The sequence below is a fragment of the Pyruvatibacter mobilis genome (assembly GCF_012848855.1).
Lineage (GTDB): Bacteria > Pseudomonadota > Alphaproteobacteria > CGMCC-115125 > CGMCC-115125 > Pyruvatibacter > Pyruvatibacter mobilis.
On the sequence record NZ_CP051630.1, the window covers coordinates 937,527 to 960,292 of the forward strand.

21 protein-coding genes are annotated in these 22,766 nt (G+C 65.1%); 7 read left to right on the top strand and 14 right to left on the bottom strand.

From position 1 onward, the window contains the following. Positions 1–40: 40 nt before the first annotated feature. Positions 41–631, top strand: coding sequence for a hypothetical protein (locus HG718_RS04345; protein ID WP_160588917.1), 591 nt, complete (start codon positions 41–43; stop codon positions 629–631). A 12-nt stretch (positions 632–643) separates the two neighbouring features. On the opposite strand, the gene HG718_RS04350 is transcribed toward HG718_RS04345, so the two are convergent. Both HG718_RS04350 and HG718_RS04355 read right to left on the bottom strand, forming a co-directional pair. Then, entirely contained in the window at positions 644–1,414 is a 771-nt protein-coding gene (locus tag HG718_RS04350; protein ID WP_160588916.1) for an enoyl-CoA hydratase-related protein, read from the bottom strand. Continuing rightward, on the bottom strand, positions 1,411–2,238 hold the full coding sequence (locus HG718_RS04355; RefSeq protein WP_160588915.1) for an alpha/beta fold hydrolase: 828 nt from the start codon (positions 2,236–2,238) through the stop codon (positions 1,411–1,413). Before HG718_RS04355 ends, HG718_RS04350 begins: the two co-directional genes overlap by 4 nt. 186 nt (positions 2,239–2,424) lie before the next feature. Here HG718_RS04355 and cysE point away from each other — a divergent pair, with 186 nt between their 5' ends. Continuing rightward, positions 2,425–3,264, top strand: a complete 840-nt coding sequence (cysE, locus tag HG718_RS04360) for a serine O-acetyltransferase (protein ID WP_027843457.1) — start codon at positions 2,425–2,427, stop codon at positions 3,262–3,264. A 384-nt stretch (positions 3,265–3,648) separates the two neighbouring features. Here the strand turns inward: cysE and HG718_RS04365 are convergent, their stop codons facing one another. Continuing rightward, the gene (locus HG718_RS04365; RefSeq protein ID WP_027843456.1) at positions 3,649–3,960 is read right to left on the bottom strand and encodes a hypothetical protein; all 312 of its coding nucleotides are present in this window, start codon (positions 3,958–3,960) and stop codon (positions 3,649–3,651) included. 116 nt (positions 3,961–4,076) lie between these two features. On the opposite strand from HG718_RS04365, the gene HG718_RS04370 reads away from it, so the two are divergent. Next, positions 4,077–4,904: a glucose 1-dehydrogenase gene (locus tag HG718_RS04370; RefSeq protein WP_160588914.1), complete on the top strand. Its 828-nt coding sequence runs from the start codon at positions 4,077–4,079 to the stop codon at positions 4,902–4,904. Positions 4,905–5,451: 547 nt separating this feature from the next. Here the strand turns inward: HG718_RS04370 and HG718_RS04375 are convergent. From HG718_RS04375 to HG718_RS04405, 7 genes are all read right to left on the bottom strand, one after another. Next, complete coding sequence (locus HG718_RS04375; RefSeq protein ID WP_160588913.1) at positions 5,452–6,717, bottom strand: PepSY-associated TM helix domain-containing protein; 1,266 nt, start codon at positions 6,715–6,717, stop codon at positions 5,452–5,454. A gap of 11 nt (positions 6,718–6,728) precedes the next feature. Next, on the bottom strand, positions 6,729–8,804 hold the full coding sequence (locus HG718_RS04380) for a TonB-dependent receptor family protein (protein ID WP_160588912.1): 2,076 nt from the start codon (positions 8,802–8,804) through the stop codon (positions 6,729–6,731). 49 nt (positions 8,805–8,853) lie between these two features. Then, positions 8,854–10,974, bottom strand: a complete 2,121-nt coding sequence (locus HG718_RS04385) for a TonB-dependent copper receptor (protein ID WP_160588911.1) — start codon at positions 10,972–10,974, stop codon at positions 8,854–8,856. Positions 10,975–11,081: 107 nt separating this feature from the next. After that, a complete protein-coding gene (locus HG718_RS04390) occupies positions 11,082–12,173 on the bottom strand; it encodes a transporter family protein (RefSeq protein ID WP_160588910.1) in 1,092 nt (363 codons plus the stop codon). Positions 12,174–12,296: 123 nt separating this feature from the next. Further along, a complete protein-coding gene (locus tag HG718_RS04395; protein WP_160588909.1) occupies positions 12,297–12,749 on the bottom strand; it encodes a DUF2946 family protein in 453 nt (150 codons plus the stop codon). A gap of 41 nt (positions 12,750–12,790) precedes the next feature. Then, positions 12,791–13,354 (bottom strand): copper chaperone PCu(A)C, encoded by a 564-nt coding sequence (locus HG718_RS04400; protein ID WP_160588908.1) that lies wholly within the window; start codon positions 13,352–13,354, stop codon positions 12,791–12,793. Between the two features lie 148 nt (positions 13,355–13,502). Further along, positions 13,503–14,909 carry an MFS transporter gene (locus HG718_RS04405; protein ID WP_160588907.1) on the bottom strand — a complete coding sequence of 469 codons (1,407 nt, stop codon included), beginning with the start codon at positions 14,907–14,909 and terminating at the stop codon, positions 13,503–13,505. A 206-nt stretch (positions 14,910–15,115) separates the two neighbouring features. Here HG718_RS04405 and HG718_RS04410 point away from each other — a divergent pair, with 206 nt between their 5' ends. Then, positions 15,116–15,934: an SDR family NAD(P)-dependent oxidoreductase gene (locus HG718_RS04410; RefSeq protein WP_160588906.1), complete on the top strand. Its 819-nt coding sequence runs from the start codon at positions 15,116–15,118 to the stop codon at positions 15,932–15,934. Positions 15,935–16,041: 107 nt separating this feature from the next. Further along, positions 16,042–16,257: a DUF3126 family protein gene (locus HG718_RS04415; RefSeq protein WP_027844707.1), complete on the top strand. Its 216-nt coding sequence runs from the start codon at positions 16,042–16,044 to the stop codon at positions 16,255–16,257. Between the two features lie 59 nt (positions 16,258–16,316). Here HG718_RS04415 and HG718_RS04420 read toward each other — a convergent pair whose 3' ends face one another. Further along, the gene (locus tag HG718_RS04420; protein ID WP_160588905.1) at positions 16,317–17,120 is read right to left on the bottom strand and encodes a hypothetical protein; all 804 of its coding nucleotides are present in this window, start codon (positions 17,118–17,120) and stop codon (positions 16,317–16,319) included. 354 nt (positions 17,121–17,474) lie between these two features. Here HG718_RS04420 and HG718_RS04425 point away from each other — a divergent pair, with 354 nt between their 5' ends. After that, entirely contained in the window at positions 17,475–17,786 is a 312-nt protein-coding gene (locus HG718_RS04425) for a DUF6949 family protein (RefSeq protein WP_160588904.1), read from the top strand. A gap of 426 nt (positions 17,787–18,212) precedes the next feature. After that, on the top strand, positions 18,213–18,503 hold the full coding sequence (locus tag HG718_RS04430; RefSeq protein WP_027844704.1) for a hypothetical protein: 291 nt from the start codon (positions 18,213–18,215) through the stop codon (positions 18,501–18,503). A 244-nt stretch (positions 18,504–18,747) separates the two neighbouring features. Here the strand turns inward: HG718_RS04430 and HG718_RS04435 are convergent, their stop codons facing one another. The 3 genes from HG718_RS04435 to HG718_RS04445 all read right to left on the bottom strand — a co-directional run bounded on the left by HG718_RS04435 (position 18,748) and on the right by HG718_RS04445 (position 22,646). Beyond that, entirely contained in the window at positions 18,748–19,839 is a 1,092-nt protein-coding gene (locus tag HG718_RS04435) for a hypothetical protein (protein WP_160588903.1), read from the bottom strand. A 146-nt stretch (positions 19,840–19,985) separates the two neighbouring features. Next, complete coding sequence (locus HG718_RS04440; protein ID WP_160588902.1) at positions 19,986–20,417, bottom strand: nuclear transport factor 2-like protein; 432 nt, start codon at positions 20,415–20,417, stop codon at positions 19,986–19,988. A gap of 123 nt (positions 20,418–20,540) precedes the next feature. Beyond that, the gene (locus HG718_RS04445) at positions 20,541–22,646 is read right to left on the bottom strand and encodes a PhoX family protein (protein WP_160588901.1); all 2,106 of its coding nucleotides are present in this window, start codon (positions 22,644–22,646) and stop codon (positions 20,541–20,543) included. Positions 22,647–22,766 lie beyond the last annotated feature (120 nt).

Here is a 22,766-nt window from a genome sequence, read left to right on the forward strand (position 1 = left end):
TCCCTCCGGGTCATCTCAAGATGAACAGGGGATCATATTCATGCGCAGTCTTGCCGCAGCCATCTCGGCTGCCGCCGTCTTCTTTGCAGCCGGCCATGCTCTGGCCGAGCCGGTCAGCAAATATTCCGACATCGATCTCGACAACTGCCCGAAGGGGCAGAAATTCGAGGACGAGCCTGCCTATGAGGTGATCTGCCCCGGGCCCGATGGCTGGGAGCTGCGTGTGCTGGAGGGAGATCTGCGCTTCTGGGTGGAGCCGCGCCCGGCCGGCAGCAGCACCGACATCCGCTTCGAGACCCTGTCTCCGTTCAACACCATCAACACCAAGGCTGAATGGCGCGGCGAGACGGAGGGCGGCACCTTCAAGCCCTATGCGATGATCCTGCGCTATTTCACCGATGACGGCATCGGTGATCCGGCAAGCCGCGGCAATGTGCTGGTGGTCACCAAGGTGCCGCGGGATGCGTCCGAGCAGTCCTGCCACGTCGCCTATGTAAACACCCGCGCGGTCAGTAATGCCAATGCGGTGGCGGCCCATGCGGCGGACACGATGGCGCGTGATTTTGACTGCGGCCTGCATCAGCCGGTCACCGTCATGCCGGGCGAACCCGCCAACATGCAACCCCGATAGGGCGGGGCGGGCCTATTCGCCTGTGAAGCGTGGCGGGCGTTTTTCCATGAAGGCCTGCCGCCCTTCGGCGAAGTCGGCGCTTGAACCGCACCGCATGATCAGCTCTTCCGCCTGCTGAAGGCTGTCGTCCTGCCGGGTCAGCGCCGTGATGGTGGCCTTGGCGGCGCGCACCGTCAGCGGCGCATTGGCAGCGATCTGTCGGGCCAGGGCCTCGGCGCGGGGAAATACGTCATCTGTCCCCACCACTTCTGTCACGAGATTGCGTGTCAGCGCTTCGTCGGCCGCATACCGCCGGGCGGTTGCCAGCACCTCGAAGGCACCGGCCGGTCCTGCCGCCCGCATCAGCCGGGCCACGGCGGGGGCCGCATAGCCCAGCCCCAGGCGCGCGGCGGGGATCGCGAAGCTTGTATCATCGCCTGCCACCCGCATGTCGCAGCAAAGCGCCAGCGCCAGCCCGCCGCCCATGCAGGGGCCTTTTATGGCGGCGATCACGGGCAGGGGGCAAGCCTCAAGGCTTGCCTGCGCCGCCTCGAACTTCTCTTCGAAGTCGGCCAGCGCCGCCGGGTCGCTGCCCATGCGCTGCAACTCACCGATATCCGCTCCCGCGGCAAAGGCCGTATTGCCCGCCCCGCGCAGGATGATGGCGCGCACGCCGTCCGTCTCGCACAGCGTCCGCACCGCGCGTGGAATGTCAGCCCACATGGCGGTGGACAGGGCATTGCGCTGGCCGGGCCGGTCGATGATGAGCCAGCCGATGGCCCCATCTGTCTCGGTACGGATCATGCGTCGTCTCCCGGTGTGCCGGTCACAAAGCTGATGATGTCGGCCCAGGCCCGGGCGTCCTGCAGCAGGAACAGGTGCCCGCCCTCATACATGCGCAGCGTCGCTGACGGGATGCGCTCTGCCAGGCGCGCCTGTGTCTCCGGCGTGGCGATGCCGTCATACTTGCCGCCGCAGATCAGTACGTCCTGCCTGATCGCGCCGAGGCTGTCCCAGGCATCGTGATGCCGGCGCGCGTCGAGCTGGAGGAAGGCGCCCTCGGCCCGGCGCGGCTCGTCCCGGTAGGGCGCTTCGCCGTCAATCTGCATACGGATGAGGCCCTCGACCAGCTCCTTGTTGTCGGCCTGCCAGGCGGGCGTGTGGCGCGTGTCGGAGATCGGCATCATGAAGCGGATGCGCTCTTCCTCCTGCATCGCCGCCACCTCGTGCAATGGATAGGAACTGCCGCCATCGCCGCCCGGTGATGTGCAGCAGAGCACGAGGCGTGTCACGCGGGCCGGGTGCCGGGCCACCAGGTGCTGCGCCACCATGCCGCCGAAGGACACGCCGATCACATGGGCGTCATCCCAGCCCAGGGCCGCCATCAGCCCGGCCGCATCATCTGCATAGTCTTCCATGCTGTAGGGCCCGTCGGGCTTCGATGTCCGGCCCAGTCCGCGCTGGTCGAAGGTCAGGACATGGGCGCTTTTAGCCAGCGGCCCGTCGAAGACATTCGGTGTCTTGCGCAGGTCGCCGCCGGTGCCGCCGATGAACAGCACGCGCGGGCCTGCCACATTGCCCCGCATCTCCCAGTGGATGTCGATGTCATTGACGGTTGAAACCGGCATCGCGATGCCTACCTCCCTAAAATCCCCCGATCTGGATTGGGAGATTAGTCATTCGTTCGCTGCCACCATATGTGGTATTTCTGCAGCGGCGTAAACCTGCCCATGGCGTGCCGGCAATGGCACTGTCTGCGGGCGGTGGGAGAGGGGCGCTTGCGTATCACGCCCCGGCAAGTGTGGGAGGGTTCCATGTCTCAGCCGATTGAAACAGCCGGCGCGTCGCTGGCGCAGGTCGATCCCGTCTGGGACCGTATCCGCCGCGAGGCCGAGGACTGGGCACGGTCCGAACCGCTTCTGGCGAGCTATCTGCACGCCGCCATTCTCAATCACCGCAGTTTTGAAAGCTCGCTCAGCTATCACCTGGCCGAGAAGCTGGCGAATGACCAGGTCGGCGCCATGCTGCTGCAGCAGGTGTTCGACGATGCCTATGACCACACGCCGGAAATCGCCGAGACCGTGCGCGCCGACATTGTCGCCGTGTTCGACCGCGATCCGGCCTGCGATTTCTTCCTGCAGCCCTTGCTCTACTTCAAGGGCTTCCAGGCCATCGAAGGTTACCGGGTCGCCCATTGGTGCTGGACCCAGGGCCGTATCGCCATGGCCTATCACCTGCAGAGCCGCATTTCCGAAGTGTTCGGCGTGGACATCCACCCCAATGCGAAGATCGGCCGCGGCGTGATGATGGATCACGCAACCTCCGTCGTGATCGGCGAAACCGCCGTCGTCGGGGATGATGTCTCCATGCTGCATTCGGTGACCCTCGGCGGCACCGGCAAGGAAGACGGCGACCGCCACCCGAAGATCGGCCGCGGCGTCATGCTGGGGGCCGGTGCCAAGGTGCTGGGCAACATCACCGTCGGCAATTGCGCCCGCGTGGCGGCAGGCTCGGTTGTCACCAAGGCCGTCCCCGCCAACACCACCGTCGCCGGCGTACCCGCCAAGGTCATCGGCGAAGCCGGCTGCCCCGAACCCGCCCGCTCCATGGACCAGATGGTCGGTGGCTGCGACGACGAAGGCGCGGCGATCTAGGCTCCGCCGACGCCCCGCACTCCATCCCTTTTTCATGCCGTGTCCCTCCGGCTTGACCGGAGGGCCCACTCTCAGTGCAACTTGTCTGGGCAGTGGTCGGGCATGCGCACTTGGCCACGCGTGCAGCCCTCATTTCCTCTGCGGCAAGCAGCCGAGCGAGTAGGCCCTCCGGTCAAGCCGGAGGGCAACGGAGATTTTTCTGTGGGAGGGAAGTGCCCCGCACATCTTTCCCCATATCCCGCGCACGCCGAGAGACAGGCGCACGCGCATTAGGTCCCCGCACTCCCTCCGGCTTGACCGGAGGGTCTCGGGCAACAGGGCAGAGCCTTTAAGAGATCCTCCGGTCAAGCCGGAGGAATAGCGGTGGTTTGATGATCGGCCGTCTCAGCCAGCCGCCGCTGCGCCGGTGATTGCGTAGGACAACTCGCTGCGCGTATCGCACACCGCCTCGCACAGATCCATCGCCGCTTCCCACGGGGCCGTGTCGGTGATGTCCTCGATGGCGTCGAGGCTTTCCCAGTAGGACAAGAGCCCCGCGGTTTCGCCATCCTTGCCCTCGATCACCACGGCGGAGAGAAAGCCCTTCGGTGCGGACCGGGCCAGCTCGCGTTCCACATAGCCGCGCAGATTTGAGGCAACCGTGTCGGCCGACCCCGTGAAGCTGATGAGGTGGACGAAGGCTGTATCGCTGGCCATGGAGAACTCCTGTCGGGACTTACGTTGCGGGTTGCGCTTCATGCGGCGGGCGTCACAATACGTGACCGAAATCTGGACGCAACAACCAACAACAACACGAAAAACTCAGGGAACAGATGGCTCAGCAGGACAAACAGGAACTCGCCGGCAAGGTGGCGCTGGTGACCGGTGCCGCACGCGGTCTCGGCGCGGCGGCAGCGGAAGGTCTGGCGCGCGAGGGCGCCAGCATCTTGGTGACGGATATGCGCGCCGATGAAGGCCAGGCGGTGGTGGACCGCATCGCCGGGGCAGGCGGCAAGGCGGCTTTCTTTCCGCTCGACGTCACGCAGGAAGATCAGTGGGAAGCAGCTGTCGCCAAGGCCGAGGAGCTGTTCGGCGCGCTGCATATCCTGGTCAACAACGCGGGCGTGGCACCGGCGGGCGAATATATAGAAAACCTCGCCTTCGAGGACTGGAAGCGCGTCACCGCGATTGACCTCGACAGTGTGTTCCTCGGCTGCAAGCACGGCATCCGCACCATCAAGAAGTATTCGAGCCCCAAGGCCAATGACGGGGCGATCATCAATATCTCGTCGGTCATGGGCATCGTCGGGTTCCCGCGCAATGCGGACTACAACGCGTCAAAAGGCGGTGTCCGGATCATGACCAAGGTGGCGGCCCTTGAATGTGCCGAGCTTGGCTACGGCATCCGCGTCAATTCCATCCATCCCGGTTTCATTGACACGGCCCTTGTGCGCGACGCGGTGGAGGAGGGCACCAAGCGGCCGGATGCCGTGCTGCAGAGCGCCAACGAGATGATCGACATGCTAGTCATGGCACATCCCATCGGCCGCCTCGGCGAAACCCGCGATATCGGTGACGCCGTCGTCTTCCTCGCCAGCCCCCGCTCCGGCTTCATGACCGGCTCCGAACTCGTCGTCGACGGCGGCTACACCGCGCGCTAGGTTACCGGTCTTCTTCCCTCTCCCCTGGCGGGAAAGGGAGGGGCCCGCGGGCGTAAGCCCGTGGGAGGGTGAGGGGGCGGCAGCGGCACCTCGATCTCAGACGCTGAAAGCTTTGCGCCGCCCATCCCCCTCACCCGGTGCTGCGCACCGACCTCTCCCGCGAGGGGAGAGGTGACTTTTTCTCCTTCGCCGCTCGCCCTCCGGCTTGACCAGAGGGCCTCTATCGACACGGCAGAGCCACCAAGAGATCCTCCGGTCAAGCCGGAGGAATAGCGGGTGTGGCTATCATTCCCTCTCCCCTTGCGGGAGAGGGAGGGGCCCGCGGGCGTAAGCCCGTGGGAGGGTGAGGGGGCGGCAGAGGCGCCTCGGTCTCAGACGCCGAAAGCCTAGTGCCCCCATCCCCCTCACCCGGTGCTGCGCACCGACCTCTCCCGCGAGGGGAGAGGTGACTTTTTCTCCTCCTCCGCTCGCCCCCCGGCTTGACCGGAGGGCCTATCAGAGGCTGCGGCGACAGCCGGAGGCTGTGGCCATGGTGCCTCAGCGCCCGTCAGGCATTCGCCCCTGTGCGCCGTGCCCACACCCATTCGCCGGCCAGGATCAGCAGAACCGACAGGGCGAACAGCGGAAGGATGAGGGCGAGGGCTGTGGCGATGGTCAGCACACCGATTGACAGCCGCGTGTCTCGCGGCACAACGGGCGGTGCCAGCTTCCCTTTCGGCCGCCGTTTCCACCACATGACGGGACCCGTCAACGCCAGGGCGATCAGGATGAGGATCGCCGCCAGGTTGATGATCTGGTTGGCGGGCCCGAACAGGCGGCCTTCATGGAACTGCACGCCGATGGTCGAGGCGCGGCCGAGCGCGCCCAGATCATCCCAGCGCAGATCCGTCAGTACCGCGCCGGAGCGGCGGTCGAGGAACAGATAGGCCATCTCCTCGGCCTGACCGATCTGCCGCAGGGGCATCACCGCATAGACGCCGTTGGCGAACCACGGATAATCGATCTTGTAGGCCAGCGGCACGCTCTGCGCGGTGATGCGGGTGACGAGCTCATTCATGGTGACGTCCGGCATTGCCGCGTCACTCACCGAGTGCGGCCGCTCGGTGAAGATGGCTGCAGGCAGCCCTTCGCCGGTGGCCTTGCCGATCGCCGCATAGGCGCCGCCCCACAGGATCGACCAGGGCAGGCCGGTGACGATGATGGCGGCAATCCAAAGTCCGGCCCAGGCGCCGGGCACCGCGTGCCAGTCCCGCCAGAAAGCACGGCCCCTGATTTTGGCGCGGGGCAGGGCCGTCCCGACAGTGCGTGTCTTGCGCGGCCACCACAGGAACAGGCCGGTTGCCACCATCACCAGCGTCCAGCAGGCGACCAGTTCGACGATGACGTCCCCCGGCTTGCCGAGCATCAGCCCGCCGTGAATCTTGCGGGCCAGGGTCATCGGCCGCCAGTCCTCGGCCACGGTGCCGAGGATGTCGCCGGTGGCAGGCGAGAGATAGGCGGTCAGGCGGTCACCGGTTTGCGTGGTCAGGTCCACGGCTGCTGAATGCTCCGGCCCCTGGGGCGGGGTATAGGCGTGGAGGCGGACAGCCTCCAGGCGCGTTGTCGCGGTGGCAATCAGGGCATCATGATCGACAGGACCCGTATGGGGGTCCGGCAGATAAAGAAGCTCTCCATACAGAGCATCCTCGATCTGCGGCTGCAGGAGATACATTCCCCCCGTCACCGACATGATGATCAGGACGGGGGCAATGATCAGGCCCGCATAGAAGTGCCAGCGCCACAGACGGGCATACTGGTTTCCTGCTTCAGCCATTGTGTGTGTCCTCAGAAGCTGACGCGCAGCCCGGCAAAGACCTGGCGGCCCTGGCCGGGATAGAACACCGACGTATTGCCGGCGGTGTTCACGATGGTGCTGAAGGTAGAGATGTATTCCTGGTCCAGCAGGTTGCGGCCGTTGACATAGACGCTGACAGTGTCCGTCACGTCCATACCGGCCGTCAGGCCGATGATGCCGTAGCCGGGGGCGTCCAGGGTGTTGGCGAAATCAACGTCTGCCTTGCTCGCGGCTTCCCAGTCGAGTGCCGTGAACCAGCCATCGGCGGCGTCGTAGCGCAGCTCCGTCTGGAAGAAGTGCTTCGGCTGACCGGCGATGTCGTTGTCACCGAACTGCCGGTCCCCGTCGAAGAAGAAGTCGCTGAAGGTGTACGCGTTGCGCCACGTAAGGCCGTCCCCGTCGCTGAAGACGTCCGATGCCACATCGACATCAAGCCCCAGTTCAACGCCCTGGTGCACCGTGTCCTGTGCATTGAAGGTGGCCGCCGGAACGCCGGGGCCTGTGGTGAACTGCAGCACTTCGCCGTCCAGCCATGCCCTGTAGAGCGCAATGTCCCAGGCCACCCGGCCGGCGCTGCCACGGGAGCCGACTTCAACGGTCCAGGCTTCCTGCTCATCAATCGGCGTGAACCCGGTCGTGCCGCCCTGGGTCAGCTCGCTGAAGGTCGGCGTTTCGAAGCTCTTGCTGACATTGGCAAAGACCTGCGTGCCCGGCTCCGGTTCGTAGATCGCACCGACCTTGGGACTGAAGCCGGTATAGCTGCGGGTATCATTCTCAGCCGGGGTTAGCAGATCCTTGAGTTCCCGCTCCGACCAGGTGAACTGCCCGCCCGCGATCAGCGACAGCTCCGGCGTCACGTAAAAGGCGTTCTCGCCATAGACCGCCACGTTACGGGATTTCTGATCCGCATTGGCCGTGAGCGCACCGCGCGAGCCGCCGACATTCTGGAACAGCTTGGCCTTCACCTTGCCGAACTGCGAGGTCACGCCGACGCGGAAGGTGTTGCGGTGCCCGGCAATGTCATAGTCGCCGCCCGCCTGGGCAAAGACGCCGTAATCCGTGCTTTCCTGGTCGATCAGCCCCACGAAAGGCGTGATGGGGTGGAACAGTTCCTTCACGTTCACGAAGGCGCCCACATCCACGGTCTCGCCGCCGGAAAGCTCGAAGCTCGTCTTGTTGGACAGGCGCACCGAGCGGATGTCGCGGGCCCAGTCCGAAGTCACGGAGGAGGGATTGGCCGCCTCCGGATCATTCAGAGCGGTTGCGCGGGAAACGCTGCCCGCCAGCTCCTGGTCGATGATGTTGGCACTCAGATAAAAGCGCGTCTCGGCCGTGTCAGACAGCGCAAGGCCCACATTGCCGTTGAACTTGGCGTTCTCCTGGTCCTCGTGCTCGCGGAAGCCTTCGCTCAGCGTGCCGGTGAGGCTCACGAACATGTCCGAATTCTCGAACACGCGGCCCGCCTGCAGGTTGGCGCGGAAGGTGCTGTCGGACCCGGCTTCAAAGCGGACCTGGTTGCCTGGGTGGCTCTGGCCGGTCTTGGAGACCATGTTCACCGCGCCGCCCAGGGTGGTGCTGCCATATTGCAGGGCGTTGGCACCCTTGAAGACTTCAAGGCGCTGGAACGCAAGCGCGTCGGCTTCCTGGAAGTCACCCGAGCCATCGGCCAGGTTGAAGGGGATGCCGTCCTGCAGCAGCGTCAGGCCGCGCAGGTGAAACCCGCGTGACAGGCCGGAGCCGCGGATGGCGATGCGCACTTCCTCGGCGAAGCGCTTCTGCGCGTAGACGCCCGGGGTCAGCCTCAGCGTGTCTTCAAAGCTCAGCGCGTAGGTGTCCTCGAAATCCTCCGAGGGCACCACCGCCACGCTGCCGGGCGTGCGGCGGATCTGCCGCTCCGCTTCGGCATTGCCCGGGACAGTGCGTGTGCCGGTTATTTCGTCACCGGTGACGATGACGGGCGCAAGCTCCACTGCGTCATCTTCCGCCAGGGCGGCGGAGGTAAATGCAGGGGAGACAAGGGCAGTGCCCGTGCACAGCACGGCGAGCAATTGGCGTGACGGTTTCATGGCTTTCAGTTTTTTCCTCTGAAACAGGGGTGAGTAATATGGGTCATGGTCAGAAGGTGATCCGCCCCCGGACGAAGACAGACCGGCCCGGTTCGTTGACGCGGACTTCCGTGGGGTCTGAGATGTTCGACCGGTTGAGGTGGTTGGCGTAGGTGGCATCGAGCAGGTTGGTGACGCCTGCAGACAGCTCTACGCCGTCCACCGGTGTCACGGCTGCCCGCATGTCGAGAGCCGCATAGCCGCCCGTTTTGCCGACATCCCGGCCGGTGGCTGTGGTGGCGTTGGTGTCCACGCGGGTCTGGCGTGCTGCGAAGCGGGTGGATGCACCCAGTTCCAGCCATTCGGTGGTCTGCCAGTCCAGGTGCAGGGCGCCCTGCAGCGGCGGGATCTGCGGCAGTGCCCGGTCCGCGTCGCGGTCTTCGCCATAGGTATAGGCGGCGTCCGCGCGCAGGCTCAGGCTATCGCTCATGGCCCACTCGCCGGCCAGTTCGAGACCCGCCAGCAGGGCATCAATGTTGCGGTAGATGTCCGCATTGGCTGATGTGATGAGGATGCCGTCCTGGCCGCGGGCCGCATCGCGCAGGATGTAATCGTCCACCAGATTGGCGTAGGCGGTGGCGCTCACCTGCCAGTCCATGCCGCCGGTCAGCATGCCGGCTTCTACCTGGTGGTGCTTTTCCGGATCGATTTCCGGGTTGCCAACCCAGGAGCTGTTGTTGGCACCGAGGCCCTGGTCGTTGGCCAGGCCGCGTTCTGTTGCGTCTGCCGTGCGCACGCTGCGGCTGATGCTGCCGAACAGGGCCGTATCGTCTGTCAGGTCATATTCGAGCCGGGCCAGCGCGCTGACATTGGTCTCGGTCTGGTCAGACGCGGTTACGCCATAAAACGCGCGGTAGAGATCATTGGCGGTGCGCCCGGTCATCTGGGCGCGTTCGTTGGGGCGGCCATAGTCAACGGTCACCCGGTCGATCCGGGCACCGGTGGTGAGCATTGTCCGCTCCCCGAGTGTCAGGCTGGTTTCCGCAGCAAATCCCAGTTCGGCGATGGTGATGTCCGGCCACAGGAAAGCCTGGGTGCGGGTCACAGCCCCCGCATTGGGGCCGACCGAGCGTATGGCCTCACGGTTGTTGCGCCGGTAGTCGATGGCGGTCTGCACGATCTGGCCGCCGATATCGAGATCGGCCTTCACCGAACCGCCGATGGTGTCGGATTCCGACGGGACGCGGGCAAAGGGGGCGGCCAGCCGGGTGCGCAGGCTGAAATTGTCCATGACATGGTCCACCTGCGTCGCATAAGCGGTCACGTCGATGCGCCTGACGATGCCTGTGCCGAATTCATGCTCCAGCCCGGCGCTGTAGCTGCGTGTCTCGGCGGTCGGCGAGTCCATGCCGGCGCCGGGAAACAGTGCGTCTTCCACGTCGTGATAGGCGTAGCTCAGGCGGATATGGGTGTTGTTGCCGGGCGTGACGCCGAGGGTGAACCCGGCCTGGCGCTCGGAGAACGAGCTGCGGACCGAGTTGCCGTCGCCGTCTTCGTAGTTCTCGGCGTCTTTCAGCCCGAGCGTCAGCCGCGCATAGGCATCCTGCGTGCCCGTCAGCACATAGGCGTCGGCGGAGCGGGTCACGCCATTGCCGTCATATCCGGCAGCCGCGCTGCCGCGGGCGGTCAGGGTCTCGCCCAGCTCCGGCTTGTCATGGCTCAGGATCACCGCACCGCCGGGCGCGCCGGGGCCGTTGAGCACCGACTGGTAGCCGCGCACGACCTTGATGCGGTCATAGCTTTCAATCGCCGCATAGGAGGAAGGCGGGTCCATGCGGTTCGGGCAGGCGCCATAGGTGGTCGCGCCATTGGCAGTGATGTTCAGCTGGTTCTGCGACTGGCCGCGGATGACCGGCTCCAGACCGTGTCCGCCGAAGCGTCCGGCGGTAACGCCCGGCACCGAGCGCAGGAAGTCGCCGCCATCGGAATGGGGCGTGGGGGCCGGTGTTTCCTGCGGCCGGGTTTCACTCTCCGCCGGCAGGCTCATGCGCGGTGCATAAACGGAGATTGCCGGCAGCGTCACGTCAGCGGCAGCCGGGGCGGAAGAGGTGTCCTGCTGCTGTGCCAGGGCAGGGGCCGCAAGTGCGGTGGTGGACAGCAGGCAGGCTGCGAATGCGAGTTTGGTTTGCATTGGTATCGTCGGCACGCGCGGGCGTGCCGTTTCCTGTTTTGGAAAGGGAGAAATGGCCGCGCGGGCCCCTAGCTTTCCCGCGCGGCCGGTGGGTCGGAATGACCGGGTCAGAAGGCGTATTGCCAGCCGACGGTCAGGGTCCAGTCACGCTTCATCTGCGGACCATTCAGGTCCTGATGAATCGGTGCGACAGCCTCGATGGCGATGCGCTGTCCGCGCAGGATGCCTTCCTGGCCAACGAGGTTGAGGCCGATGCCCGCTTCCACGAAGCGGCCGCCTTGATTGTCCGGGTCGGCGGTCTGTACAGGGCCCATGATGCGCGCGTCGCGGCCGTCAATCTGGCCGATGGTCTGGCCCCTCACGCGGGCGGAGGCGGAAATCCACGGTGCGAACTGATAGGCGCCCCAGGCGGTTACTTCGCCCATGTCGCCCAGCTTGTAGTCCTCGCTGTTCCGGTTGCCGCGAATGGTCGCGGAGGCCTGGCCGCCGAAGGAGAAATCGTCGATGCGGTTTGAATAGGTGATGCCCGGCAGCACATCTACCGTGCCGGAGCCCAACTGCATGGGGTAGGGCAGGCGTACCCGCTGGGTGGTGCCCATCGGCGTGAAGATCGTGTCTTCTTCGGTGATGGAGCCGGTCGGCAGGCTGACGCCGAGGTTGAGATGGGCCTTTTCGTTGCCGTCTTCGTGCAGGCGGATCAGTGCGGACACCCGCGTGTCGCCGAAACCGCGCGTGGTGGTGGTGAACCCGCCGATCTGCGCTGTGCCCATCGGGTTGAAGGTGATGTGATCCATGTCCTTTTCGACATACATCCCCATCACCATCAGGGTGACATAGTCGCTCGGCGCATACATCGCGCCCACCATGTGCATCTCCATGGTCATCTCGGTCGGGATGATGCGCAGGCCCGGCGGCTGCATGGGCATGCCGAAGAAGCGGTTGGGCGTCGCAAGAACATCAGCGTTGGACAGATCGCTGGTGCCGTCGCGCACATCGGACATCTCCATCCGCATGTAGCGGTAGGAGAACATGATCTCGCCCTCCTTGTGCATGTGGTCGCCCATCACCCCGATGGGGGCGTGGCCGTCGGCGCGAATGGGTGCCGGGGCTGAATGGTCGATGCCGTCATGGGCAAGCGTAGGAAGGGTGGCAGCAAGGCTGAAGGCGGCAGCAGCGGCCGCTGTTAGACGCAATGTCATCGGAGGTCTTCCTGAAAAAGTCGCGGGGAAGCCCGCCCGATCAGCACATGCACGCGGGCACGGGACAATGCTGTCCCGTGCCGGTCACGCGGCATTCGCGAGTCGGACCGGCCGTGTCGGTTTTCAGGACGTGTGCGGCGGGGCGCGGGGCGGGCTTGTCCGCAGCTGCGGGGCCCGGTAAGCCGGGCGGGTGTCCGCCACGGGCGCATGGTCGGCCGGTGTATATTCCACCGGCTCGATGAGGAGTGCGGGAGCCGTGTCCACGGCCACGGGGGCTGCGGCCTGCAGCGACAGGGCGCAGGCGGAGCGGGGTATCTTTGTGGGTGCCTCGCCATCGCCGATGTCGACGCCCAGGTCGCGGGCGTCCAGCGTCACCGGTCCGTTGACGGTACAGATGACAATCTCGAAGGGTTCCGCCTCGGCGGCGGCAAGGGCCGTGGCCACGGGCATGATCGCCCCCAGCGCGAAGGCCGCCAGGTGCACGGCCATTGCCGCGAGCCCCGCAAGGGAAATTCCCCTGCGCTGCCAGCGGTCACGCCAGCTCTTGCGCTGGTGTGTATGACGGTGCGTTGTCACCTGTGCTGAAGCCCCCAAGCCCCACTTGTTTGTTTGTCGGATCAGTGGCCCGAATGGCCGTGACCCCCATTATCGTGGTCCATCTCACCATGGTCCATCTCACCATGGTTCATTTGGCCGTGATCCATCTTCTCGTGACCCGCCTTGTGGCCGATGGTGTCGCCGATGGCAACGACAGAAACGTCGATGGTGATATCCCCGGCCTTCTCAAAGCTCAAGGTCAGCGGAAAGCTTTCGCCTTTCGCCAGCGGTGCTGCGAGGTCGAACAGCATGATGTGGTTACCGCCGGGTTGAAGCTTTAGGTCGCTTTGTGCGGGAACGGGGAAGGCCTCGACCTTCCGCATGCGCATGATCTCGCCGTCCTTTTCGTGGGTGTGCAGTTCCACCTTGCCGGCGGCGGGGGTGGCGCCGGCCAGCAGCGTGTCGTCCTCGCTGCCCGCATTGCTCACGGTCAGGAAGGCAGCGCCGGTCTTGCCGAGACCGATGGTCTCGCGCGCAAAGGCGTCGGTCACGGTGAGGGGCGTGTCTTCAGTCTCGCCGGGCGCGGCGGCTGCAAGGCCAAGGCTCGCGGCCAGGGTCAGGGCGAGAAAGGTGCGGCGCATCATGATGTGGCTCCTGTCCGGCGGCGGCCTCTTCAGGGCGGCACCGCGTTGGATACAGCGTCGGAATCTGGCGGCCAGTATCCGCCGCGGGAGAGGGAGGGAAAGCGCGCGCTTTGCCGCAGGGGGCGGGAGCGGCGCTTTCCCGGTCTGTTTAGTCCTCTGCCAGTGCCTTGTCTGCGGCGTGCATTTCCGCGAGTTTCCGGCGGATTTCGGCCTGGGCAGCGTGGTCGATGGGGTAGTTCCAGATCAGTGCGATGGCGGCAGCCAGGAACAGGATCGGCAGCAGCGCGAAGATGAGGCGCAGGCCGTCCAGTGCCTGGGCGGAGTTCTCCGAGCCCGTCGCCGGGTCGAATCCAACCCACGCCAGCAGCGGGTAAGTCATGCCGACGGAGATCGCCGCGCCCACCTTCGCGGTGGTAGTCAGCATCGCGTAGAGCAGGGCGGTGCGGTTCTGGCCCGTTTCCAGACGGTCCTTGTCGCACACATCGGCCATCATGGAGCGGAGCAGGAACGGACCCGCCCCGAAGGCAAAGCCGAGGAAGAAGGTGGCGAACAGCGCCAGCGCGAAATCGCCCGGCCCGGGAATGAGATAGACCAGCTGCGCGACGATGCTCCAGATCAGCGCCACGCACAGGGCGCGGTGCTTGGACATCCGCTTGGCCAGCCACATCCAGAACGGCATGCCCGCAAAGCCGAGCACGAAATAGCCCAAGAGCATGATCGAGGAATATTGCGGCAGCTCCCACACGAAGCGGGCAAGGAACAGGTAGCTTGAGCCGATGATGCCGGTGGCCAGCGCCGTGAACATGTCGGCTGCCACGATGCGGCCCATGCTCCAGTTGGTGAAGAGGATGCGTAGCCCCTCCTTCAGCTCCAGCGACTGGCCGGTCTTCACCTTGGTCACGTGGTCGGGCACCAGCAGCACCGCGGCAATGGCGGTAATCGGCAGGGTGATGATCAGGAACCAGCCCATGGCGCCAACCTTGCCGAAGGCATCAGCGCCCGCGGTGATCTCCAGCACGGCGGGCAGTCCCAGCACCGACACCATGCCGAGGATGATCGCCACCTCGCGCCAGCCATAGATGCGGTTGCGCTCCGCATAGTCGGCAGACAGTTCAGCGCCCCAGCTCTGGTGGGCAATGGTCAGCATCGTGTAGCCCACATAGAGCACCAGCATCCATGTCAGCAGATAGGCGCCGCCTGCGCCCACCGGCGGGAAATAGATGAAGATGGCGGAGATCAGCAGGATCGGCACCGACAGGGCGATCCAGTGCCGCCGCCGTCCCCAGCGGGTGGGGTAGTGGTCGATGATGACGCCCATGATCGGATCGGTGATCACGTCGAAGATGCGGGTGATCATGAACAGGAAGCCGACCAGCGACAGGCCCAACCCCACATCGGTGGCATAGAGCGGTGGCAGATAGACCGTGATCGGAAGACCCAGCCCCCCCATTGGGAAAGTCAGCGCCGCATAGGCAGCGAGGGGGGTGGTACGCAGGCGGTCGGTCATGCTGGCGGACGCACCCTTGGGGGCGCCAGCAGGGGAAGTGTCAGCCAATGTTTCCTCCGGCGGCCCCGCCGCCCCTCTGCGAGGGCGTGGTGGATGGGGCCTGAACGTCACTAGAGATTTTTATCTCCTGCTCGATAGCACGCCGCCCGTGACAGGCGAAAGCACCGGCAGGTTGCACCTTTGCCCTTGCGGTGCCTTGCAGCTTCGCGCCATCCTGCCACGAAATGACCGGAAGTCATAAACAGGAGGCGTGGATGGACAGTTTCGACGGCAAGGTGGTGGTGATCACAGGCGGGGCCACGGGCATCGGGTTCTCCTTCGCCAAGCGGTTCGGGGAGGACGGGGCCAGGCTCGTCATTGCCGGTCGCCGGAAAGACCGGGTCGATGAGGCCGTCGCCGCCCTTGAGGCGCTCGGCTATCAGGCGGCGGGCGCGGCGTGCGACGTGGCAAAGCGCGGCGACGTGGAGGCGCTGGCTGATTTCGCCTGGTCCACTTTCGGGCAAGCGGACGTGCTGCTCAATAATGCAGGTGTCAGCCAGACGGCGCGCGGTTCCATCCTGACGCTGGATCTCGGTGAATATGACCGGGTCTATGGCATCAACATCTACGGTATGCTGCACGGCATCCAGGTGTTCGGCACCCGCTTCGTGGAGCAGGGCACCCCGGCGGCCATCTACAATGTGGGCTCGGAAAACAGCTTCTTTCCCGCCGTACCCGGATCATCCGCCTATATCTCTTCCAAGCATGCGGTGCTCGCCATCACCGAGCAGCTGGCGGAAGACGTGCCGGACTTCATCGACGTGTCGCTGATCACGCCCGGCTGGGTCGCGTCTGAAATGACTGACGGCTTCCCCGGCGCCATGGAGACGGACCGCTACACCGCCATCGTCATGCCGCAGCTCAAGGCGGGTCATTTCTTCGCGGTGTCCCATGCCTACAACATGGTCCATATCGACAAGCGTCATGATGCCCTGCGCGCAGCCTTTGACACCTATGCGCCGCGCTATGACGGGGATGATGAATTTGACGTGCGCACGGCCATTGCCAGGGCCATGGCGCGCGCCAAACGCTAGGACGATGGACGCCTGTGTGGCCGTGGGGCCCGCGGGTTTACACCGCCCCTCAAGGGACGCTACATGGGAGCCACTTCCTGCCGCCCCCCAAATCCGGAGCTTTCCCCGTGGACCAATCAGAAATCGTGCGCCTTGAAAATTACCTGCGGAAGAAGTTCCGGCTCGATCTGCTGGAAGTCCGCCAGCGCCCGACCAAGGATGATTCCGTCGAGGTCTATCTGGTCGATGAGTTCCTGGGCGTGATCTTCAAGGACGACGAGGACGGCGAAGTCTCCTACGACTTCAACATGGCCATTCTCGGCTTCGACCTCGACAACGACTGATCCGGCGTCCGCGACGGACGTTGTTCACGACACGCCATGCGGGGCGGCGCGGGATCAGATCATTCCGCGGTTTCGCCCCGCAGCTCTTCCGGCGCCGACACGGATGTGCGCGCCCCCGATGATGCGTCAGCCTGCGCGTTCCGGCGGAAGCCCGCGACAAGGGCAATGACCCCGTCGTCGATCTCCTTCCAGTCGGCCAGATAGGCCCGCTTGAACCGGTAGCGCAGCACCACCGTCTCGCTCAGCAGGATTTCGCGCCTGCACCACAACAGCGGTGCATCGCGCGCGCACAGCAGAATGGCCGGCGCGTTGGCCGGGCCCACACCCACATACATGTCCTGCCCGGCAAAGCCCGTCTCGTTGCGGAAGACGTAGTGGCGCAGGCCGAAGGGACCTTCCTCGCCTTCATGGTTGGTGACGGCGGGCAGGTAGATGAGTTCCAGCCGCGGCTGGGCGGCCAGCACGCTGTCGGTTTCGGCGATGCGGATGTGCAGAACCGGTGACATGGGATCTGACCGGTCGAATTCCGCCCGCTGGCGTTCGGTAAAGGGGTCGAGATCCGGCAGCAGCGCATGCAGGTCCACCCGCTTCTTGGCGCCGCCGGAGCGGGCGGCGGAAAAGCGGGTGAAATTGGCGGGGATCGACAGGGCCACGTCACCCACCGTCACCTGTACCTCGCGCACCTGGTCGGTCGCTTCCGGTGCCAGGCCCAGCAGTTCATCGGTGCTGGGGCCCACATAGTACCAGAGGAAGATCGCGGCGAAGGTGATGACGCCGACCGCCACCACCACGGGGATAAGCCATGGCGGCCGCTCGACGACTTCGTCCTGGCGCTGGCGGGACTGGTTCTGGGGCCGGGCCATGGGGGTCCTTTTCGGAATGCCGCGCTCAATGGCGCAAATGGCAGGGTGGGGCAGGGTGCCGGGTACGGTCAGAGCCCGCAGTCTATCGGATTCGCGTCCCGCACCCTCCCGTGCTGTGATGACGTCCTGATATGGCACGGGCCTGGTTGCCGAACTGTGTCACCGCGCAACGGCGGCGGCGTGATTTATGCGCATCGCCCCGGATTTGCTGCCTTTTCAGGCGGTATTGCCCCGAACGGGGCCCATCGCGACTGGTATGGCGCTTGCCCTTGTCAGACCCGGGAGCCCCGTTTCCGCCGCCGGATGTCCGGTGATGGCGCAGGGGCAGTGAAGGGTCACATCCGGGGTCTGCTCATGACCGAATTAACAGCCTTCGCCCTGGCGGTTGCCACGGGCATCGTCACGGCGGGTCTTACGTCGAGTTTCTACCGGCTGGTCACCAACCGGCCGCTGAGCTTCAGCCTGCTTGCCGCCTCGGTGCCGGAAGTGGTCACGGGCGTTGCCACGCTGGTTTTTGCGGGGCCGATGGTCATCATGCGCAACGCCGTGCGGGCACGAGTGCTGGAGCAGCGGCCCCTGGTCTGGCTGGCCCTGTCGGCTTCGATCTCGGTCTTCTGGGCCTTCATGTCCGGTGTCTTCGTCATGAGCCTGATCCTGGCCCGCTGACGCTTCCCGCACCGTTCTCCTCAGAACATGGTCACCTGGCCGCCTGCTGCCCCTGGTAGGGGACGCGGGGACGCCTTTTTGTGCGTTTTGCCGTGCCCGCCTGCCTCTGTTGCGGCGCAATAAGCCCTGCGCCTCCGCATGGCTGGCATTCCCGAATGAGAATGATCCGGGAATTGTTCAGGATTCATAAACCGAGCTTGGGCCGGTTCGAAGCCTGTTCAGTCCAGAAAATCGATATAAATCAATAGATTGGATATTTTGACGCTGGTTTTGACAAGAAGTCATACTTTGGTAGGCATATCGGATCGTTATATAAATTCGTAACCACACCCAGGCGCCCTGTCTTGACCCTGTCACAATAGAGACCTACCTACAGGATCAAGTTCAGTCATTTGATGCGCTGCAGCAGCAGCCGGGAGCCACACCATGCAGAGCCTGATCGGTAACATCCTTGCCGCCATTGCCATGGTTGCGACTGTCGTCCTCTTCGAGTTCGGCTTCATGGCCCCGGGTGACGCGTTCTTCGTGGTGGGTTTTGTGGTTCTGCTGTTCACGGCAAACCAGCTCATCGCCCGCGAGAACCAGCAGCTGCGCGATGCCATCGTCAGCATGTTCACCAACCCGGCCTCCTATGCGGGCCGTGGCGCATTCGCTGCCTATGTCGGGTCCACCGCCGTCGGCGCGATCGTCATCTTCCAGACCCTCGCCTATCTCTAGGACGGTCTGACACCGGAATTCCTCAAGACGACGCATTCCTCCCTGACGTCTTGATTACTGGGCGCTTCTCCCCTCCTCGGAGAAGCGCCCATTTTTTTGCGCCGGTGGCCGGGGTGAGGGGATAATCGAATTTCTCAAGAGACGCCGCAGCCCGCCGGCCTGACCGGAGGGGCCCACTCTAATTTGCGCTTGCGCAAGTACGAAGGGTGGGGATGGCAGTGCTTGCGCCTTGCCCATGGGTCCGTCAGGCCAGCTTGTTGGGCTGGGCTGCAGCGCGGGCCTCGGCGACACGGGTGCGGCGGCGGCGCAGTACGCGGCGGCCGCCGGCCATGCCCAGCCAGCCGAGCACGGCCACGCCCAGCGCCCACACCCATTCAAGCGCCCAGCGGATCAGGTTGATGGCGCCCTTGAAGGCACGCAGGGACGTCTTGCCGGTGAGCAGGATGACGCCGCGCGTCTTCACGCCCAGGGTCCTGGTCATGTCGGCGATATTGTCGAGATCATCCGTGTTGCGCACATACTTCATCAGCCGCACGCTCTCCGCGGGGCCGACGGATTTCTGCACGTCGTTCATCCGCGCCAGCACGGGAAAGATCTCCGCGCTCTTCACATTGTCCGCATAGGCGGTCACTGCGCGCCGGGTGGCATTCGGGTTCGACAGGGACACGTCCGACAGGGTGCGGCGCAGGGCGGGGAAGTCCACGGCCTTGGAGACCAACCTGCCGAGCTGCTTGGAGAAGGACTTGGTCATGGTGCCGGCCTTCTTCGCCACCTTCAGCAGTGACACGCCCACACGGGCGGGCAGGCCGCCGCCGCCGGAGGCAACCGTGCCTGCGGTGACCGCAAGGCCGACGACCGAGAGGCCGAGAATGACCTCGCTGTATTCCTCGCCCGCCACGAGCTTCGAGCCTTCCGAGCCGATGTCGCGGATATCACCGATCACGGTCAGGTCCGAGGTCACGGCTCCCGCGAAGGAGGCGTTGTCGCTGCCCTCGCCTGTGACGAAGCCCTCGAAGAAGCTGCCGGTGTTGCGGATGACGGTGGCGCTGGTGGTCTGCGAGGCGGCAAGCGCGGCTGCGGCGTCCTCGCCCAGCGGGCGGTCCATATAGACCGCGATTTCGGCGTACATTTCCGCGTCGTCCTGGCGGCCCTCTTCCAGCGCCTCAAGCACGCGGGCGTCCAGCTCCTCGGGCGACACGGTGGCGTGCAGCTCCTGCAGGATCAGCGTTTCGGTGGGAATGTCCTCGAGATAGGCGTCAAGAAGCCCCGCCTCCAGCGCCAGGAACAGGCCGCCGGGAATGACGATCGCCAGGAAAACAACCACGAATGCGCGCATGACGCCCCTCCAGACATTCAAACAATGTCATGGCCCCTACAGTTCCCAAGGGTGCGGGATCGGGCGGCGCGATGCAATGGAGCGGGCGGCAACAGGCTTAATTTGCGTCCGGCCTGTGTCCTTTTGGCGGGTAAGTGGGGGCAGGCTCAGCCCTTCATCTTCTCCAGCATGGCGCCCATCGCCGCGTGGACGGCGTTCACCGCCTGAAGCGGGCGGATCATCACGCGGAATTCGGTGATCTTGCCCTCGTCATTGCAGGTGATGATGTCCACGCCGTTCACATATTTGCCGTTCATCTCGGTTTCGAACTCGAGCACGGCGTGGTTCCCGGCGAGGACTTCCTTGGTGTATTTGAACTTGCCTGCGTTCTCCGCCGGCGTGTCAACGCCCGGTGCGCCCTGACCGCCCAGCGTGCCGCCCGCCGCCGTCAGATAGGCAATGGTGATGTCGCGGCCCACCTGCGGGGTAAACACCACGGGCGACAGGAACACGCAGTCCTCGGCGATCAGCTCTTCAAGGGCGCCCGGCTTCTTGCGGAAGATGTAGTCGTGCCAGCCGTCAATGCATTTCTCGATCATGGTCGTGTCCCCGCTTTGAGTGCATTGCTGGCGACACTAGCGAATTGGCAGGCGGCGGGAAGGTCCAATTTCTTCCCGCCGCGTGTTCAGGAATGAACAGACCATTCGGCCCGCGCTGTTCGATCAGCCGATCGGCCCGCCGCCTTCCTTCCGGATCGCCACCACAGACGGCCGGGGCGGGGTGGCCTCGTTGAAGTCCGGCCAGCGGGTCATAGGGTCTTCGAAGTCGGACGCGCGGGCGTGCTCGTCAAAGGCCAGCGCGCCATCGGTGCCGGGGTGCTGCACGGCAACGAACAGCGTGTCGCCGGTGGGCGTGAAACAGGGGCCGCACATCTCGGCGCCAGCCGGCACGCGGTAGAACATGGCGCTGATGCCCCGGTCCTCGCCCTCGGTGCCGACGCACCACACGCCATCCGCGGAGCCCGAGATCTGTGCCCAGCCGCCGCCCTGGTCGGTGGTCACCCACAGGCGGCCGGAGGGGTCCACGGCCAGGTTGTCCGGGCAGGCGAACCAGCCATTGGCGCTGGTCCCTTCGGCGAATTGCGCGCCCGTCACCGGCACGGACGGGTCGCCGCCCTTCACCAGAATGTCCCAGCTGAAGCTGTCCGCTGCGTGGTCGCCGTCCGGAGGGGTCATTTCCACGATCAGGCCCCAGTAATTGGGCGCGCGGTCATGCACCGCGTCCCGCTGCGCGGGTCCGCGCTTGGAATTGTTGGTGAGCGCCACATAGACCTTGCCGGTCTTCGGGTTGGGTTCCACGTCCTCCGGCCGGTCCATCGGCGTGGCCCCCAGCAGGTCGGCGGCGCGGCGGGTTTCGATCATCACGTCGGCCTGGCTGTCGAACCCGTTTTCTGCCGTCAGCGGTCCGGTCCCGTGCACCAGCGGCATCCAGGTGACGGTGCCGTCCTCGCTGAACTTCGCGACGCTCAGCACGCCTGTGTCGAGCAGGCCGAAATTCGCCGCGCGGTCGGTCTCGTTCACCGTGCCGTCGGTGACGAAGCGGTAGAGATAATCGAACCGCTGGTCATCACCCATATAGATGACCAGGCGGCCATCCCTGTTGGTGATGCTTTCCGCACCTTCATGTTTGAAGCGGCCCAGCGCCGTACGCTTCACGGGTGTTGATGTCGGGTCCAGCGGATCGACTTCCACCACCCAGCCGAAACGGTTGGCCTCGTTGGGCTCCTTGTTGATGTCGAAGCGGTCCACATGGCGGCCCCAGTCATAGCCGCCGCCCATGGCCACGCCGTAGCGGCAATAGTTCCGCGCCTCGGGGTGAGTTGCGTCACCGGCGGCGCATGCGGCTTCAAGGTCGCCCGCCGTCCGCCAGAGCCGGTCGCTGTCGTCCAGCTTGCCGCGGAAATAGAAGTGGAAGTTCTCTTCCGCCATCAGGTAGCTGTTGTAAGGCGTGATGCCGCCGGCGCAATTGTTCAGGGTACCGATCACCCGCGTGCCCGCCGGGTCAGCGCTTGTCTGCATGCGGGGATGTCCGGCTGCGGGGCCTGAGATATCCATCGCGGTCGAGCGGGCGGTGATGCGGCGGTTATAGGTGCTGTCCTGTACCGTGACCCAGCGGCCGTCACTCTGCTGCGCGATTTCGATGATGGTGCCGCCATGGGCCGCCATTTCGGTTTCGGCCAGTTCCTTCGGGCTGTTGAAGCGCAGGTCATAGGGGAACATGACGCTGCGGGAGGTGAACTCGTGGTTCACGCACAGCAGCCCGCGTGTGCCCGCCTCATTGAGCGGCACGAAGCCGAGGAAATCATTGTTGTAGCCGAACTGCTTTTCCTGCGCGTCCGGGTCCGCCTTGCCGGGAACGAAGGCGGGCGCATCCGCCGTCACCGGGTCGCCCCAGCGGATCAGGATGTCGGCCTCATAGCCCGGTGCCACCACATGGTCCTTTGAGACGCCGTGGCTGATTTCGGGAAAGCGGGCGAGCGAGCCGGGTTGGTAGGTGGATGCCTTGATGTCCTGTGCGGCGTTGGCTGCCGGATCGCTTGCTACCTTGTCGGTTTCATCGTCGCCGCAGGCTGCCAGCAGGGAGGCGGGGGCGATCGCAAGTGCCGCATAGGCGGTGGTGCCCATGGCCCCCTTGAGGAAGCCCCGGCGGCCCATGCGGGCGGCGGCCACTTCGCCGAAGGTGGCTTCGGTAGCGGGGCTCGACCGCACGTCTTCGGTCGGCTCCAGGGCAACACCGCAATTGGGATCGGTCCGGTCCGGATAGGACATCAGGGTACTCCTTCGCTCGCACGCGACAGGTCAGGGGAGGGATTTGCCGCAGACGGTAAGGGTGGCAGATGACGCATCCATGACGCAGCGGGGTTTGCCGCTTCCATGACGGCCTGTCAT